Genomic DNA, 16407 nt, shown 5'->3' with positions numbered 1-16407 from the left:
TTCATTATAACCTAATTTTTGTGTAATGTTAACTACCGTTTATATTTTTTGTTAGGTATGGCGAATAATTCTTTCGCTTTGAAAAGCAGTGGGGTAGTTGAATCAACTTCAAAAAATCACTATACTAAATAGGAAGAAGCATACGGGAGGACAAAAAATGGGTAAAGAGGAAACAAGTGCAGCCGTTATGGATAAAGCAAGAAATGTTTTCAGTAAAATGGCATGGTTGAATAAATTAACAATGGAGAAACGTTTAGAAGGCTACCAACCATCGGAAGTCCACTGTATCGAGTTCATTGGAAAGAATCAGGATTCAAATGTAACTAAGCTTGCTAGTTCATTGTTTATGACAAGAAGTGCGATTAGTAAAATAACTAAAAAATTAGTGACAAAAGGGTATATCGAAAGCTACCAAAAACCTGATAATAAGAAAGAAATTTACTTCAAATTAACAGAAAAGGGACGAGCAGTTTTTGATGTGCACGAGCGAACACATGAAGAATTTCAAAAACGAGATCAAGCAATTTTTAATCAAGTGACGGAACAACAGTATGAAGAATTAGCACGGTTTTTAGTCAAATATGACCAACACCTGAATCAGGAAATCGAAAAATTAGATTTATAAGAAGTAAATTTAGGAGTGAAGATCGTGATTTAAAAAATAGAGTGAATCATTCGCTTTATTTTTTTTTTTGCAAAAATTGTTGACAAGGACACAAAAAAAGAATAATATTTTGTTGCCTAGGACACAATATAATGTTTTAACAAAGGAGTTTTTATGTTTTCTAATCAACAAAATACAAATGATACACGTAAACAAATCGACCAAAAGGCTTTTCTTTTTGGCTTGATCTCAGTTTTTCTTTCAGGTGTGGGTTTTACGATTGTTTCACCCGTGATTCCATTTTTAGTTCAACCTTATATCAGCAATCCAGCTCATCAGGCATTGGTAGTGACAGCATTGACTTCTGTTTATGCTATCTGTGTTTTTCTAGCAGCTCCCGGATTAGGTGCATTAAGTGACCGGTTTGGTCGACGAGTTGTGTTGCTGATTTGTTTGTTAGGTTCATCAATCGGGTACACAGTATTTGGTTTAGGTGGTGCACTTTGGATTTTATTTCTTGGTCGGATAATTGAAGGGTTCACAGGCGGAACGATCGGTACGATTTTTGCCTACTTTTCTGACATTACTCCAACTGAGGAACGAACAAAATATTTTGGTTGGATTAGTGCCGCTACTGGTGTTGGTGTGGTATTCGGACCAACGATTGGTGGCCTACTTGCTCATTTTGGTTATGCAATCCCGATGTTTGCTGGTGCTTTTGTGACATTTCTTAATTTTTTATTTGGGTACTTCTTTATGCCAGAAAGTTTAGCAAAAGAAAATCGCTTAACAACAATTCCTGCTAGTCGACTAAATCCATTTATCCAGTTAAAAAATATTCTTTCTATCAAACAAGTCAGTCGTCTATTGTTCACGGGTTTTTTACTTTGGATTCCAAACGGTGCATTTCAAGCGGTATTCTCTCAATTTACGATTGATGCTTTTCATTGGCAACCAACCGTTATTGGTTTAGTTTTTTCAATAATTGGTATCCAAGATATTTTTTCTCAAAGCGTAATCATGCCTCGACTATTAAAATGGCTCACGGACCATCAAATCGTGATCTTAGGAATGGGGGCTGAAATCATTGGTTATCTATTGATTGCCGGTTCGGCAATCTTTCGTCAACCAAGTCTATTCATTATCGGGATGTTTCTTTTTGGTTTTGGCGATTCAATTTTTGGACCATCATTCAATGGTTTATTATCTAAAGCAGTGACACAACAGGAGCAAGGACGCGTGCAGGGTGGAAGTCAAGCAATTCAATCGTTAGCAAGAGTTATCGGCCCGCTGATTGGTGGACAGCTATATGTTTCACTGGGACATTCAGCACCAGCAATTATGGGGATTTTATTGATTTTCTGTGCCATTTTAGTGATGTACCAAACTGTTCAAACAGTAATAGTTAACCATTAATCATTCTGCTAAACAAAAACAGGTGAAGCTCTTCAAAAAATAACTTGAAAGCTTCACCTGTTTTATTGGACAGCTAAGGTACAACGTCCGACTGCGGTTTTTATTTGTTGATCTAAAAAAATTTCTGCCTGCCAAACTTGTAAAGAACGTCCAACTTTATCCGGCGCAGCAATGACAGTTAAAGTACCCGTCTGTGCTTTATTGAGATGATTTACTTGCAGATCCACACCAACAGCAAAATGAGGTTCCTCTAAGTGTTGATTTGCGCCAAGGCTACAAGCAGTTTCAATCAGGACACCATTGATTCCGCCATGCAGATAGCCATAAGGTTGCAAATGAATGGCGTGGATGTCTAAAGCTAAGACAACTTTTTCTGGAGAAAGTTCTAGCGTTTTTATTTGTAAATGTTCCAATAAATTCATAAAAGCATCACTCCATTCTTTTCATAGTATAACAGATTACTAAAAATTCCGTGGATTTTTAACCGTTTTCTTTCGTTCTTGTGTATAATAAAAAAGATGAATTAAAGGAGGAAAATCATGAGAGCATGGCAAACAATTAAAGAATATAGTGAAATTTTATTTGAACAATATGGAAAAATCGCGAAGATTACAATCAATCGTCCAGAAGTTCATAATGCGTTCACCCCGAAAACTGTTTTTGAAATGATGGATGCTTTTACAATGAGTCGTGAACGTCAAGACATCGGCGTCATTATTTTAACTGGAGCTGGAGATCAGGCATTTTGTTCAGGTGGTGACCAAAAAGTTCGAGGAAACGGGGGCTACGTCGGTGATGATCAAGTTCCACGTTTAAATGTTCTTGACTTACAACGCTTAATTCGCGTGATTCCTAAACCGGTAATTGCAATGGTTAAAGGTTGGTCGATTGGTGGAGGAAATGTGTTGCAGCTGGTTTGTGATCTAACGATTGCTGCTGATAATGCTAAATTCGGGCAAACTGGTCCGAATGTTGGTAGTTTTGACGGAGGCTATGGCGCTGGCTATTTAGCGCGGGTTGTTGGGCATAAAAAAGCAAAAGAAGTCTGGTTCATGACCAAACAATACACAGCTGAAGAAGCCTTAGCAATGAATTGGATTAATACCGTGGTTCCATTAGCTGATGTGGAAGATGTCACAATTGAGTGGGCAGAAGAAATGTTACAAAAAAGTCCGTTGGCACTACGCATGATTAAAGCTGCTATGAATGCTGATACGGATGGCCTTGCTGGGATTCAACAACTTGCTGGTGACGCAACGTTATTTTATTACACTATGGATGAAGCACAAGAAGGCCGCGATGCCTTTAAAGAAAAACGAGAACCAGATTTTGATCAATTCCCTAAATTCCCATAAACCGCATCCGAGGAGTTGGTTGCAGCAACAAGCACAGCTTCATCCAACTAGACCAGCTTTTTATTTTGAAAATAAAAGTTGGTCTTTTGCTGCATTAAACCAATCTGTCCAAAGATACGCAACTTATTTTGCAGAAAAAATACCTGAAAACGTAAAAAGAGTAGCTCTTTATAGTCAAAATTCAGTGCAATGCTATTTGACGATTTTGGCTTTGTGGGAGTTAGGTCTTGAAGTTCAGTTCCTAAATGTACATTTAACGTCGGAGGAAATCACATTTCAATTAGCTGATGCTAAAACCTCGTGGCTAATCGCAGAACATGTCCCTATTTCTGTCACTGGTTTTTTACTTGAATTTCCAAGTCCAGGACAATTGCCCGCGGTGGACGAAATTGACTATCATGATTCTGGTTATGATGAGGAAAAAATTGCTTCTATTATGTATACGTCTGGAACGACAGGAAAACCAAAAGGTGTTCCACAAACATTTGCAAACCATCGTGCGAGTGCTTTAGCAACCAAGATGAACATGAAACTTACTGAGTCTGACAGCTGGATTTGTTGCTTGCCATTGTATCATATTAGTGGTTTAGCAATCTTATTGCGTTCATTAGTGTTAGGCATTAGTGTTCGTTTACATACGAATTTTTCTCCAAAAAGAATCCATGAAGAGTTACTAGAAGGACGAAAAATCTGTCTTTCAGTTGTGACAACAATGCTAAAAGACCTTTTACCGCTTGTTCCGGAAAAAGGATATCTTACTGCTCCCAAATTGTTGTTGGGTGGTGGACCAATTGATCGGGACACGCTAAGTCAATGTGTAGCCAAAAAATTATTGGTCATCCAGTCTTATGGCATGACGGAAACTTGTTCACAAGTGATTGCTTTATCACCGGAAAAAGCATCAGAAAAATTAGGTTCTGCTGGTGTGCCGTTGATGGGTACCAAATTGAAAATTGAAATGAAATATGACCAACAACCAACTGGAGAAATTTTATTAAAGGGACCGACAATTGCTAGTCACTATTTAAACTATCGTGAGGAAGTATCATGGACGAAAGATGGTTGGTTCCGAACGGGGGATTTAGGCCATCTGGACGAAGAAGGTTTTCTGTATGTGGACAGTCGAATGAGTGAATTGATTATCTCAGGTGGCGAAAACATATACCCAACAGAAATCGAAGCTGCATTGCTTCAGAGTGAGTGGATACAAGAAGCAGTGGTGGTAGGGCGTAAAGACGACCGCTGGGGACAAAGACCAGTAGCCTATTTAGTAGTGAAAGAAGAGGTTACTTTAACAACTGAGGAATTGACAAGTCTTTTACAACCACTCGCAAGGTTCAAACATCCTAGTGAAATTTTTAGTGTGTCGCGTATTCCAAAAACGGCGAGTGGCAAACCGTTGAAACGACTATTTCTGACAGAAGAAAGAGTGAATTATATTGAAAATCAACTTAAGTAATTGGCAAGATGAAATTTCTTCAACTGATAAAAGCTACTTTAGCTATAGTTATGAATTGCCCTTACAAGCATTTGGGCAGTTATTTGCTAAAACAGATCACTATCAGGGTGCGCGCTTTTTTTGGCAAACACCAGACCATAGCTTAGGCTATATTGGATTGGGCGCTGTGAAGCAGTTTTTTGAAGAAGAAACAGACTTTGGAATGATTGAACGATTTAAAAAAGAGTTTTTAAAAAAGTTTTGTTTGGTAAGTGAACGAAAAGAATCGCCTATTTTATTCGGTGCATTTCCGTTTGATCGGAAAGGTGCAAAAGAATTATTTTGGGGAAAGCTCGAAAAAGGTTATTTTGTATTACCTGAAATTTTGTTTACTCAAAGAAAAAATCTCTGCGTAGTCACGTTGACTTGTTATCAAGAAAAAGGTGAATGTAAAAAAGAGTTTTTTAAAAAACTAAAAAAACGCTTTGATTCGTTGGAAAATCAAGTTGTAGAATTACTCAGACATCTTCCTAGAGAATCTTCAAGCATGAGTTTAAATACGAAAGAACGGAATGTTGACGCGTTTGTTTCCTTGGTTTCTGAAAGTGTCGAGGAAATCAAAAAAAAGAATTCAACGCTTAGAAAAGTTGTTTTGGCACGCCAAATGGAAGTTGAGGGAAAGCATATCGCACTCGAAACTATTGTTGCGAATTTGTTGCGTCAACAACCCAACACTTATGTTTTTGCATTGGAAGCGAAACAGCAAACTTTTGTCGGTGCAACACCTGAACGACTCGTTGAAGCAAGTAAAACGATGTTTGCAACAGCTGGCATCGCAGGGTCGATTCCACGAGGGGAAAATCAGTTAGAAGATCAAAAAAATAGCGAAAAACTTTTAAAAGACTCTAAGAATTCGTATGAACATCAAGTGGTAGTAGAACGAATTAAGAAACAGCTAGAAAATTTTACGCAAGGAGAACTATTCGTTTCAAATAAAAGTCTTTTAAAAAACCGAGATATTCAGCATTTATTTGTGGCTGTTACGGGTGCTAGAAAAGAACAGGTTAGTTTACTAGATGTTGTTCGAGAATTGCATCCAACGCCAGCTTTAGGTGGAGAACCCAAGGTAGATGCTTTACATTGGTTGGCTGAAAAAGAAACTGCCGGACGAGGACTTTATGGCGCACCAATTGGCTGGCTTGACTTAACCGAAGATATCGGTGAGTTTGCAGTGGGGATTCGTTCGGGAGTTTTTAGCGGAAATCAGGGGTTATTATATGCCGGATGTGGAATTGTTGATGATTCCGATCCAGAAGCAGAACGATTAGAAACAATGTTGAAGTTCCAACCAATGATTAGAGGAGTGAAGGGCAATGACGAGTAAACAAGAAACAACGGGGTATCTGTTAGCCTTTATTCAAGGATTGAAAGATGGTGGCTTAACAAAAGTAGTCATTAGTCCGGGTTCACGCTCCACTCCGTTAGCTTTATTACTTTTTCGCGATCCTGAAATTGCATGCTACATTGATGTTGATGAACGTTCTGCAGGCTTTTTTGCCTTAGGCTTGGCAAAAGGAGCGGCAAAAGAATTGGTTGGGCTACTATGTACATCTGGAACAGCAGCAGCAAACTATTATCCAGCAATTTGTGAAGCTAAAGAGACCAATCATTCGCTGGTTGTTTTAACAGCAGATCGCCCACCAGAGCTACATGAAGTGGGGGCACCTCAGACGATGAATCAACAAGAACTGTATCGATCACATGTGAAAAAATTTGTGGAGTTAGCTGTCCCGGAAGGTTCGGAATCAATGCAACGTTATAGTTACTGGCAAGGTATTCAGCTAGGGTATACTGCACAGCAAACACCAGTAGGACCAGTACATGCTAATTTACCTTTTCGTGAGCCGTTGTTGCCAGATTTAGACTTTCAGTTAGAACGATCTTTTAAAAGTGAGAAACTGACGAAATCTGAAACAGTGGACCAATCGATACCTGAACTTGCAAAATGGGTCGAAAAAAATGGATTATTGATTGTTGGAAATGAAGTGAGTGTAAAAGAAGCACAAATGTTAATCCAGCTTGCTGAGGGATTAGGTTGGCCAATCATTGGTGATCCGTTAACTAATTTAGCAACCTGTGGTAGACAAAGCGAGAACTACTTGAAGCATGCTGAGTTGATTTTTGCTAGCAACAAGGTGAAACAGCCAGAAGTAGTGATTCGTTTTGGTCGGTTACCAGTTACGAAAAATGTCCTGCTATATTTGCAAAAACTAGCTATTGAGACGACGACTTTCGTTTTAGTCGATGAGCAAGAACAGTGGCAAGACCTATTACACGTGACTAATTACTTTTTACCTTTCACAATTTCCGCTTTTTGCCAATCGGCTCTAGCTATGACTTCATTGGAAAAACAGAAGGATTCCAGTTGGCTAAAAGGTTGGAAGCAAGCTGAAAAAATAGCCCAAGTCGTACTTCAAAAAGAGGAATTGATTCAAGGATTCAATGAAAGCAGTGCCAGTTTGAAGCTGAGTGAACTACTTCAATCCAATGAACAACTTTTTTTATCCAATAGTAATGCTATTCGGTTCGTCGATCGCTACGCAATGAGTAGCACAACTTCTTATTCAGTATTTGGTAATCGTGGAATCAATGGGATTGATGGAATTGTGTCAACGGCAGCCGGAATTTCAGCTGCTACAACGCAACGGACTTATTTATTGATTGGTGACTTGGCACTTTTTCATGATATGAATGGGTTACAGATGATCCGTTCACTGCGGTTGCCAGTCACGATTGTCTTACTCAATAATAATGGTGGTGGAATCTTTTCTTTTTTACCACAAAAACAACTAGATAAAACAGATTTCACTCCGTTATTTGAAACACCACTTTCATTAGATTTTGACAAAGTAGCTGACTTGTACGATGGACAATATGTCAAACCAACTTCCTTAGCTGAGTTTGAATGTGCAATTGAGAAAAGCCGGGTTACTGATAGTTGGACATTGATTGAAGTCGCTGGAAATCAAGATGAACCGGTGCACCTTTGGCAAGAAATAATAGCTGAATACCAAGAAAAAATCGGTGAAATAAATGAATAAAACTATTCGTGGAGTAAATTATGCTTATAGCTGGCAACAAAAATATGATCCTTCAAAGGCGACAGTCGTTTGTTTACATGGTTTCACTGGAACAAAGCAAACGTTTCGGTTGCTTCGAGATCCGGCATATAATTTTCTGTTCATTGATTTGCTTGGGCATGGAGAGTCAAGTGTTTTTGTACATCCGTGGCGTTATCAACTGCCTGAAATAGTGAAGGACCTTAATCAGTTGATACAGGAGTTAGAGATTAAACAATGGTATGTTTTAGGCTATTCTATGGGGGCGAGAGTCGCATTAGTTTGGGCAATCGAGCAACCAAATAATCTTTGCGGCGTAATTTTAGAAGCGGGGACTCCGGGAATAATCAACGAAGGAGAAAGAAAAAAACGAAAAGAGGCAGACCAAAAATTAGCGTTACGATTATGGCGCGGGTCCCTCGTTGATTTTGTGGATTTTTGGCAAAATATTCCATTGTTTTCTAGTCAAAAAAAGTTACCAAAAAAAATACAAAAAAAGATTCGAAATGAGCGATTGAGTCAGAATAAATTTGGTTTGGCAATGAGTTTGTGGTTGATGGGGACAGGTGTGCAAAAAAATTATTGGTCGGAATTGGCGACTCTGAAGCAGCCAGTTCTATATGTGGTTGGGGAGCAAGATCCAAAATTTCTGGCTATCGGAAATAGGCTATGTCAACAGCTTCCACATTCGACATTGGCAGTTGTTCCAGATAGTGGTCACTGCGTGCACCTCGAACAGCCACAAGCTTTTGCAAGCAAGTTATCTCAGTGGTTAGAAGAAAGAAAAATGCAAGGTTAGTGAGGAACATGTGATGAAAATTACGAAGATCGAGCGATATCAACTATGTCTCCCCTTAATTACTCCTTTTCAAACAAGTTACGGTGTACTTGAAGCAAAACCGTTAGACCTTTTGATTTTAGAAGATGAGTTAGGCAATCGAGGATACGGAGAGTTGGTTTCTTTTGAACAACCCGATTACATCGAAGAAACGATTGGTGCGGATCGACAGCTTATTGAAGAACAATTAGTGCCACGTCTATTTCAATCTGATTTGCAAAAGGCGGGAGATGTTTGGTCCTTGTTTCAAACTATTCAAGGAAATTTCATGGCAAAATCAGCATTAGAAACGGCTGTTTGGGACCTATTTGCAAAACGTGAACAGCGAAGTTTACAAAGTTATTTTGGTAGTCACAAGTCAACGCTTCCGGTTGGTGTCAGTGTTGGGATTCATGTGACGACAGAAGAGTTGATTGCACAAGTGTCAAGTTATCTTAAACAAGGATATCAGCGCATCAAAGTAAAAATCAAACCGGGGTATGACATCGTACCGCTAAGTGCTATTCGTGAGAATTTCCCAGATGTTACACTGATGGCAGACGCAAATTCAGCGTATACATTAGCTGATTTAGAGTTGTTTAAACAATTAGATCAATTAAATTTAGCGATGATTGAGCAACCTTTTCATCAAAGAGATTTTGTCGATCATGCCCGATTGCAGCAACAACTTCAGACAAAAATTTGTTTAGATGAAAATATTCGGACAGTAGAGGATGTAAAAACCGCCTATGCATTAGGAAGTTGTCGAGCAATTAATTTAAAGATTCCACGCGTGGGAGGCATCACGGAAGCTTTACGAATTGTTGATTTTTGTCAAACGCATCAATTGCTCGTTTGGCTTGGAGGAATGTTTGAGTCTGGCATTGGCAGAGCATTGAATTTACAGTTTGCTAGTCAAACTAGCTTTACTTTTCCCGGTGATATTTCCGCCGCCAATCGTTATTACGCTAAGGACATCATTAAGGAACCAGCAAAAATGGAAAAAGGAAGGATTGCTGTTCCTCAAGGCGTTGGTTTAGGAATTGAGATAGATTGGCGTGCAATCGAAGAGGTTTGTGAACAGAAACAAACGTATTCATTCCATTATTCAATCAAACAATAAAAAGCATGCACGAAAACTAAGAGCTGTTTTCGTGCTTTTTTTGTGCTAAGAGAACTTGTTATCGTTAACATTCTTGAAAGCGTTGTCTTTCGTGAGTGATTCTTTTATAGTGAAATTATCTCAGAAGTAAAAAAGGAGGAAATACATGAACACTGCAGCAGTTTATCATCGTCCAGAAAGCGAATTTGCTTATTTGTACACGAAAGAAGCACTTCGTTTGCGACTTCGAACTGGCAAAGATGACATCGAAAAAGTATTTGTGATAAAAGGAGATCCGTACACATTCACAACAAAAGAGTGGTACTTAGAAGAAGTGCCAATGAAAAAAGGACTGAGTACCAATGTGCATGACTATTGGGAACTTGAAGTCCGTAGTGATACTAAAAGAATCCAGTACGGTTTTCATGTGATTGGTAAAGATGAAACGGAATGTTTTTACGGGGATCAAGGAGTATTTCCTTATCAAACTCGCTTTTTAGCAGAACCAAACATGTACTTCAGAATGCCTTATTTTCAAGAGATTGACCGTTTCAAGGTGCCAGAATGGGTAAAAGAAACTGTTTGGTATCAAATTTTTCCAGAACGTTTTGCTAATGGAGACCCGAGTAATGATCCAGAAAATACATTACCGTGGGGAAGTAAAGCACCTGATCGGGATGATTTCTTTGGTGGTGATCTACAAGGAGTAATTGATCATCTGGATTATTTAGTTGATTTAGGAATCAATGGTATTTACTTCTGTCCAGTTTTTAAAGCCACCTCTAATCACAAATATGACACGATTGACTATTTAGAAATTGATCCTCATTTTGGTGATAAAAAGTTATTTAAAACATTGATTGAACAGGCACATCAACGAGGGATTCGTGTGATGTTGGATGCTGTTTTCAATCATATGGGCGATGATTCACCGCAATGGCAAGACGTAGTGAAGAATGGTGAAGCATCGATTTATAAAGATTGGTTCCATATCCATTCTTTTCCGGTGGATAATTATCGTTTAACTGAGTTGCCAGAAACCGCAGAACAGCTTTCTTATGATACGTTTGCGTTTACGCCGCATATGCCTAAGTTAAATACGGCAAATCCTGAGGTTCAAGCACACCTTTTAAAGATCGCAACTTATTGGATCGAAGAATTCGATATCGATGGTTGGCGATTAGATGTAGCAAATGAAGTCGATCATCACTTCTGGAAGAAATTCTATACAGCAGTCACTGAGGCAAAACCCGATATCTATATTTTGGGTGAAATCTGGCATTCTTCACAAGCTTGGTTGCAAGGCGATGAATTTCACGCAGTAATGAATTATGCATTTACAGATTCAATCAAAGATTATTTTGTGAAAAAGAAAATCAGTGTTTCGCAAATGATTAGCGGAATGAATCAACAACAAATGCTTTACCGAGACCAAGTCAATGAAGGAACGTTCAATTTATTGGATTCCCATGACACAGCGCGAATTCTCACGATGTGTGAAGAAAATAAAGAGTTGCTGAAAGCTGTCATGACGTTCATGTTTTTACAAAAAGGTTCACCTTGTATTTACTATGGAACAGAAATTGGTTTAACAGGACATGATGATCCTGATTGTCGGAAATGTATGATTTGGGACGAAGAAAAGCAAGACTTGGAACTTTTTGCCTTTATGAAAGAACTTGTCCATTTGCGCAAACGGTTGCATTTGATTTTGTCTGAGGGAGAAACTGTATGGAAAATATCACCTGAAACACAAGGGATTATTGTATTTGCTCGACAACTTGCTCAACAAAAAGTCCAAGCTGTTTTTAATGAAACAGAAGAAGTGTATGTCTTAGAACAACCAAGTGATGTACTTTTTTCACAAGGTGTTCATACTTTGAAGGATGAAAAGATTGAGATTCAGCCACATGGGTTTATTCTTAGCTGCTGATATTTTGTTACCGGTAACAAAGAGAAAGCGGTTGCATGATTATTTTTTATAACAGTATAATGATTTTAGTAAGAAAACTGAAAAATAAAATACAGGGGGAAATAAAAAATGAAAAGTAAAATGATGAAGACGTTAGGTTTAGGTTTGCTTTCAGTCGGAGTGATTGGTGGACTTGCTGCTTGTGGCAGTGGCGGGAAATCAAGTAGTAAAGCAGCAGATGATGAAAAAACACTAACGATTTCTGTTGACTCAGGTTATACCGATTACATGAATGAGATCAAAGGAAAGTTTGAAAAAGAGAATGATGTCAAAATAAAATTAGTTGAAAAAGACATGTTTGATCAACTAGAAGCGTTAGCTCTCGATGGTCCTGCAGGAAAAGGACCAGACGTGATGATGGCTGCTTATGACCGAATCGGTGCTTTGGGGCAACAAGGTCACTTGGCGGAAGTGAAATTGGGAAATGAAGCAGATTATGATGAAACAGATAAGGCACAAGTAACTTATGACGGCAAAATTTACGGAGAACCAGCCGTAATTGAAACACTTGTTTTGTATTACAACAAAGATTTGATTGATGCAGCACCAACAACATTTAAAGAAGTCGAAGATCTTGCGAAAGATGAACGGTTTGCTTTTGATTCAGAAGCAGGAAAAAATACTGGTTTCTTAGCAAAATGGACTGATTTCTATTATTCATATGGACTACTTGCAGGTTATGGTGGTTATGTTTTTGGTGAAGATGGAACGGATGCTTCAGATATCGGGTTGAATAATGCTGGTGCAGTCGAAGGAATTACTTATGCAACGGACTGGTTCCAAAATGTTTGGCCAAAAGGCATGCAAGATGTGACTAGTGCTGGCGACTTTGTGACACAACAGTTTACTTCAAACAAAGCGGCAGCAATTATTGATGGACCTTGGCAAGCACAATCGTATAAAGAAAGTAAAGTTAACTACGGCGTAGCAAAAATTCCAACATTAGATAACGGGGAATCTTACCAACCATTTGGTGGAGGTAAAGGCTGGGTTGTTAGCAACTACGCAAAAAACAAAGATGTGGCTCAAAAATGGCTTGATTATGTAACGAATCAAGAAAACCAAGAAACATTCTTTGAAATGGTCAATGAAATTCCTGCAAACCAAAGTGCACGCGAAACTGCTAAAGGCAAAAATGATGAATTGACAACTGCGGTAATTGAACAATATGAAACAGCACAAGCAATGCCAAACATCCCAGAAATGGCTGAAGTTTGGACAGGGGCAGAAAACTTAATGTTTGATGCAGCTTCTGGTGCTAAAACACCAAAAGAATCTGCGAACAGTGCAGTGAAAACAATTACTGAGGCAATTGAACAAAAATATTAACAGTTCCACAAAGCTAGACAAAAAAGGAGAAGGGGAATAGTGGCTCAGGTCACGTCCCCTTTAACTAGTTAGAATCAAATGATTAGGGGGCGTTTTAGATGAAGCAGTCTGGAACGAAAAATGAAGTTCAAGTCAATAAAGTGACACTTTTTTCACTAATACCTGGCTTAGGTCAGCTAGCAAATGGACAAAAAGCGAAGGGAGTCACCTTCTTCAGTATTTTTCTTATTTTTGTGATTCAAATGATCCTTGGTGGTTTTCAATCATTAGTTGGATTAGTAACACTGGGAAGTATCCCTATAGAAGATCATTCGTTATTTATTTTGATTGAAGGAACATTACAATTGATCATCACGATCATTTTCTTTCTCTTTTATGCGTTAAATCTTTATGATGCACACCGTGTTGCAACTATGCGAAAAAATGGGCAGAAAATCAATAGAACGATGAAAGAAACATTGCTGACAATTGCTGATGAGGGATTTCCTTACTTGTTGACTTTACCAGCGTATCTTTTAATGATTTTCACCATTATTTTTCCAGTATTAGTTACTTTATTCACGGCATTTACAAACTACGATTTTAATCATATTCCTCCTGCAAGTCTAATTGATTGGGTGGGATTCAAAAACTTCTTTAGTATCTTCTTTTTAAGTTCTTATCGAAATACTTTTTTATCAGTTTTCAGTTGGACTATCATCTGGACTTTGTGTGCAACGACTCTGCAAATTAGCTTAGGTGTTCTGACTGCTGTAGTTGCGCATCAAAAATTTATTAAATTTAAACGTGTATTTGGTATTATTTTCTTATTACCATGGGCTGTTCCTGCTTTTATTACAATTATGAGTTTCTCTAACATTTTCAATGACAGTGTTGGCGCGATCAACACGCAAGTCATTCCATTTTTGAATAATCTACCTTTTGTTGATATCGGTGCAATTTCTTGGAAAACAGATCCAAATTGGACAAAAGTAGCAATTATCCTTGTTCAAGGCTGGTTAGGATTCCCATACATCTATGTTATGGTAACTGGAATCTTGCAATCAATCTCTGAGGATCTGTACGAAGCAGCAAAAATCGATGGGGCAAATGCTTGGAAACGTTTCTCAAATATAACGTTACCTGCAATTTTCTTAGTGGCAGCACCAACATTCATCACTCAATATACAGGAAACTTCAATAACTTCTCGATGATCTATCTATTTAATAATGGTGGGCCGGGTAGTGTCGGTGGAGGCGCAGGTTCAACCGATATTTTGATCTCTTGGATCTATAAATTGACAACAGGGACATCACCACAGTATTCAATGGCTTCCGCAATCACTTTGATTATTTCTGCTGTGGTAATTTGTGTTTCTTTGCTTGTCTTTAAGAAAACAAATGCGTTCAATATGGGGGATTAGCAGATGAAAAAAATAAATTCTAGTGCGAGATTTCAACGAAGAGTATCACACTTTTTTACGTATGCTTTCTTGATTTTGCTCTCAATCATTATTTTATACCCACTATTGATTACTGCTAGTACAGCATTTAAACCAGGGAACATTGCTGCATTTAGTTTGGACTTATCTGGTGAATGGACGTTGAATAATTTTTCACGTTTATTTAATGAAACATTGTACGGCACTTGGTATAAAAATACTCTGGTTATTTCTGTGTTAACAATGGTGATACAAGTAACGGTGGTAACATTAGCAGGTTATACGTATAGTCGGTATCGCTTTATTGGTCGTAAATCAAGTTTGATGTTTTTCTTAGTTATTCAAATGGTGCCAACGATGGCCGCTTTGACTGCTTTTTATGTTATGGCATTCTTACTAGATGCGTTAGACAAGTATTGGTTCTTAACGATGATTTACATTGGTGGGGGGATTCCGATGAATACTTGGCTGATGAAAGGTTATTTTGATACTGTGCCCATTGACCTTGATGAATCTGCGAAGTTAGATGGCGCAGGGCATTTTCGAATTTTCGCTCAAATCGTTTTGCCATTAGTTAAACCAATGATCGCCGTTCAAGCCTTGTGGGCATTCATGGGACCATTTGGTGATTTCATGCTATCAAAATTCTTATTACGTACACCTGAGAACCAAACAGTAGCAGTCGGGTTACAAACCTTTATTTCTGATGTAACGAATCAAAGAGTATCGTTATTTGCGGCCGGAGCAATCTTGATTGCTTTACCAATCTGTTTGTTATTCTTCTTCTTACAAAAGAACTTTGTTACAGGATTAACTTCAGGAGGAACCAAAGGATAGGAGGTATCAGAAATGCAAACTTTCCCATTTAATTATTTCGCTAGCCTAGCTGGACCAAAACGCTTGTTTGCTGGTCGAAAGGAACTTTCATGGCCCAAATTTTTCTTAGTATTAGTCTTTTTAGTCTCTTTTATGACGATTCCAGTCACTCTTTATTACGCAAATCAGATCACTGCAATACCAAGCCAACAATTTTTAGCGGTCAATCAGATGATAGATCAAGCAGGTGCGGAACAGTTTTCTCACTTACAAGTTGTCAATGGTGAATTAAAGGGGAAAGAAGCTGTCATTTTTGAAAACCAAGAATTAATCGTGGGTGTGAATTTGCCAAAAAGTGTCCAACAAAAGGGTACGTTTATTAATTTTGAAAAAACACAGTGGCATATTCAACAAATAGATAACGGGCAAACAAGAAGTTATACGATGAACTATGGGCCGTCTTTTACGCCAGCGACGAGTCAAACACCACAAGAATTTGAACGATTTATAGAAGAACAATTTTATCTCAGCAATCGGCCAGTGATTATCTTGTCTTACAGTCTAAGTTTAGGGTTTATCTTACTAGTCATGACGATCATGATTTTGTTTGGTGCTTCTCTCTTTTTATGGATGACCCGAAAAAGCCGGTTTTCTTCTATCCAAACATTTAAAGAAAGTGCGAATCTGATGCTGAATGTCTTGGGTGTAGGATCGATTCTTGCTGCGGTAGTTGGTTTTTTACATTTTGATTTGATTTTAATGTTGGGAATCCAATCAACTGTAGCTGTTTTGTTACTATTATGGATTTTTGCAAAAACTGGATTCAAGGATGATCAGCAAGTAGTTGAGGCTTGAAGGTCATCATTGAAATAGTTTAGTAAAAAAGTAAAGGAGAATAGGATAACTGCTTCCATGAAATTGCGCAGTGCACTTTTTAACAACACTTAGTTAATAAAAAAGTCTTAAGCACATGTGATTTCGGGGATGAATGTATCCTTTTTTCCTTCGGTCATTTTGA

General features: G+C 38.2%; 14 protein-coding genes. 13 read left to right on the top strand and 1 reads right to left on the bottom strand.

The features are described 5' to 3' along the window. The first annotated feature begins 157 nt into the window (after positions 1–157). A complete protein-coding gene (locus AC4BC3_RS06790; RefSeq protein WP_490466119.1) occupies positions 158–625 on the top strand; it encodes a MarR family winged helix-turn-helix transcriptional regulator in 468 nt (155 codons plus the stop codon). A gap of 153 nt (positions 626–778) precedes the next feature. Further along, positions 779–2020 carry an MFS transporter gene (locus AC4BC3_RS06785; protein WP_490466118.1) on the top strand — a complete coding sequence of 414 codons (1242 nt, stop codon included), beginning with the start codon at positions 779–781 and terminating at the stop codon, positions 2018–2020. 62 nt (positions 2021–2082) lie between these two features. Here the strand turns inward: AC4BC3_RS06785 and AC4BC3_RS06780 are convergent, their stop codons facing one another. Continuing rightward, positions 2083–2442: a PaaI family thioesterase gene (locus AC4BC3_RS06780; RefSeq protein ID WP_206908064.1), complete on the bottom strand. Its 360-nt coding sequence runs from the start codon at positions 2440–2442 to the stop codon at positions 2083–2085. Between the two features lie 117 nt (positions 2443–2559). On the opposite strand from AC4BC3_RS06780, the gene menB reads away from it, so the two are divergent. The 11 genes from menB (at position 2560) to AC4BC3_RS06725 (ending at position 16244) form a co-directional block, all read left to right on the top strand. Continuing rightward, positions 2560–3375 (top strand): 1,4-dihydroxy-2-naphthoyl-CoA synthase, encoded by an 816-nt coding sequence (gene menB / locus AC4BC3_RS06775; protein ID WP_490466117.1) that lies wholly within the window; start codon positions 2560–2562, stop codon positions 3373–3375. Beyond that, on the top strand, positions 3320–4834 hold the full coding sequence (gene menE / locus AC4BC3_RS06770) for an o-succinylbenzoate--CoA ligase (protein WP_490466116.1): 1515 nt from the start codon (positions 3320–3322) through the stop codon (positions 4832–4834). Before menB ends, menE begins: the two co-directional genes overlap by 56 nt. Continuing rightward, positions 4815–6197: an isochorismate synthase gene (locus tag AC4BC3_RS06765; protein ID WP_490466115.1), complete on the top strand. Its 1383-nt coding sequence runs from the start codon at positions 4815–4817 to the stop codon at positions 6195–6197. Before menE ends, AC4BC3_RS06765 begins: the two co-directional genes overlap by 20 nt. Continuing rightward, entirely contained in the window at positions 6187–7914 is a 1728-nt protein-coding gene (menD, locus tag AC4BC3_RS06760; protein ID WP_490466114.1) for a 2-succinyl-5-enolpyruvyl-6-hydroxy-3-cyclohexene-1-carboxylic-acid synthase, read from the top strand. Before AC4BC3_RS06765 ends, menD begins: the two co-directional genes overlap by 11 nt. Next, on the top strand, positions 7907–8731 hold the full coding sequence (menH, locus tag AC4BC3_RS06755) for a 2-succinyl-6-hydroxy-2,4-cyclohexadiene-1-carboxylate synthase (protein WP_206908057.1): 825 nt from the start codon (positions 7907–7909) through the stop codon (positions 8729–8731). The genes menD and menH overlap by 8 nt, the downstream gene beginning before the upstream one ends. A 13-nt stretch (positions 8732–8744) precedes the next feature. Beyond that, a complete protein-coding gene (gene menC, locus AC4BC3_RS06750; RefSeq protein ID WP_490466113.1) occupies positions 8745–9872 on the top strand; it encodes an o-succinylbenzoate synthase in 1128 nt (375 codons plus the stop codon). 145 nt (positions 9873–10017) lie between these two features. Further along, the gene (locus tag AC4BC3_RS06745; protein ID WP_490466112.1) at positions 10018–11784 is read left to right on the top strand and encodes a glycoside hydrolase family 13 protein; all 1767 of its coding nucleotides are present in this window, start codon (positions 10018–10020) and stop codon (positions 11782–11784) included. Positions 11785–11892: 108 nt separating this feature from the next. Beyond that, the gene (locus tag AC4BC3_RS06740) at positions 11893–13152 is read left to right on the top strand and encodes an extracellular solute-binding protein (RefSeq protein WP_490466111.1); all 1260 of its coding nucleotides are present in this window, start codon (positions 11893–11895) and stop codon (positions 13150–13152) included. A 98-nt stretch (positions 13153–13250) separates the two neighbouring features. Then, positions 13251–14555: a carbohydrate ABC transporter permease gene (locus tag AC4BC3_RS06735; RefSeq protein ID WP_490466110.1), complete on the top strand. Its 1305-nt coding sequence runs from the start codon at positions 13251–13253 to the stop codon at positions 14553–14555. A gap of 3 nt (positions 14556–14558) precedes the next feature. After that, the gene (locus AC4BC3_RS06730) at positions 14559–15410 is read left to right on the top strand and encodes a sugar ABC transporter permease (RefSeq protein WP_206908049.1); all 852 of its coding nucleotides are present in this window, start codon (positions 14559–14561) and stop codon (positions 15408–15410) included. Between the two features lie 12 nt (positions 15411–15422). Then, the gene (locus AC4BC3_RS06725; protein ID WP_490466109.1) at positions 15423–16244 is read left to right on the top strand and encodes a maltodextrose utilization protein MalA; all 822 of its coding nucleotides are present in this window, start codon (positions 15423–15425) and stop codon (positions 16242–16244) included. Positions 16245–16407 lie beyond the last annotated feature (163 nt).

Source organism: Enterococcus sp. AAFC-DPL-6103 (assembly GCF_058216595.1).
The sequence above is the reverse complement of the archived record's forward strand: the minus strand, read 5'-3'. Positions and strand labels throughout refer to the sequence as shown.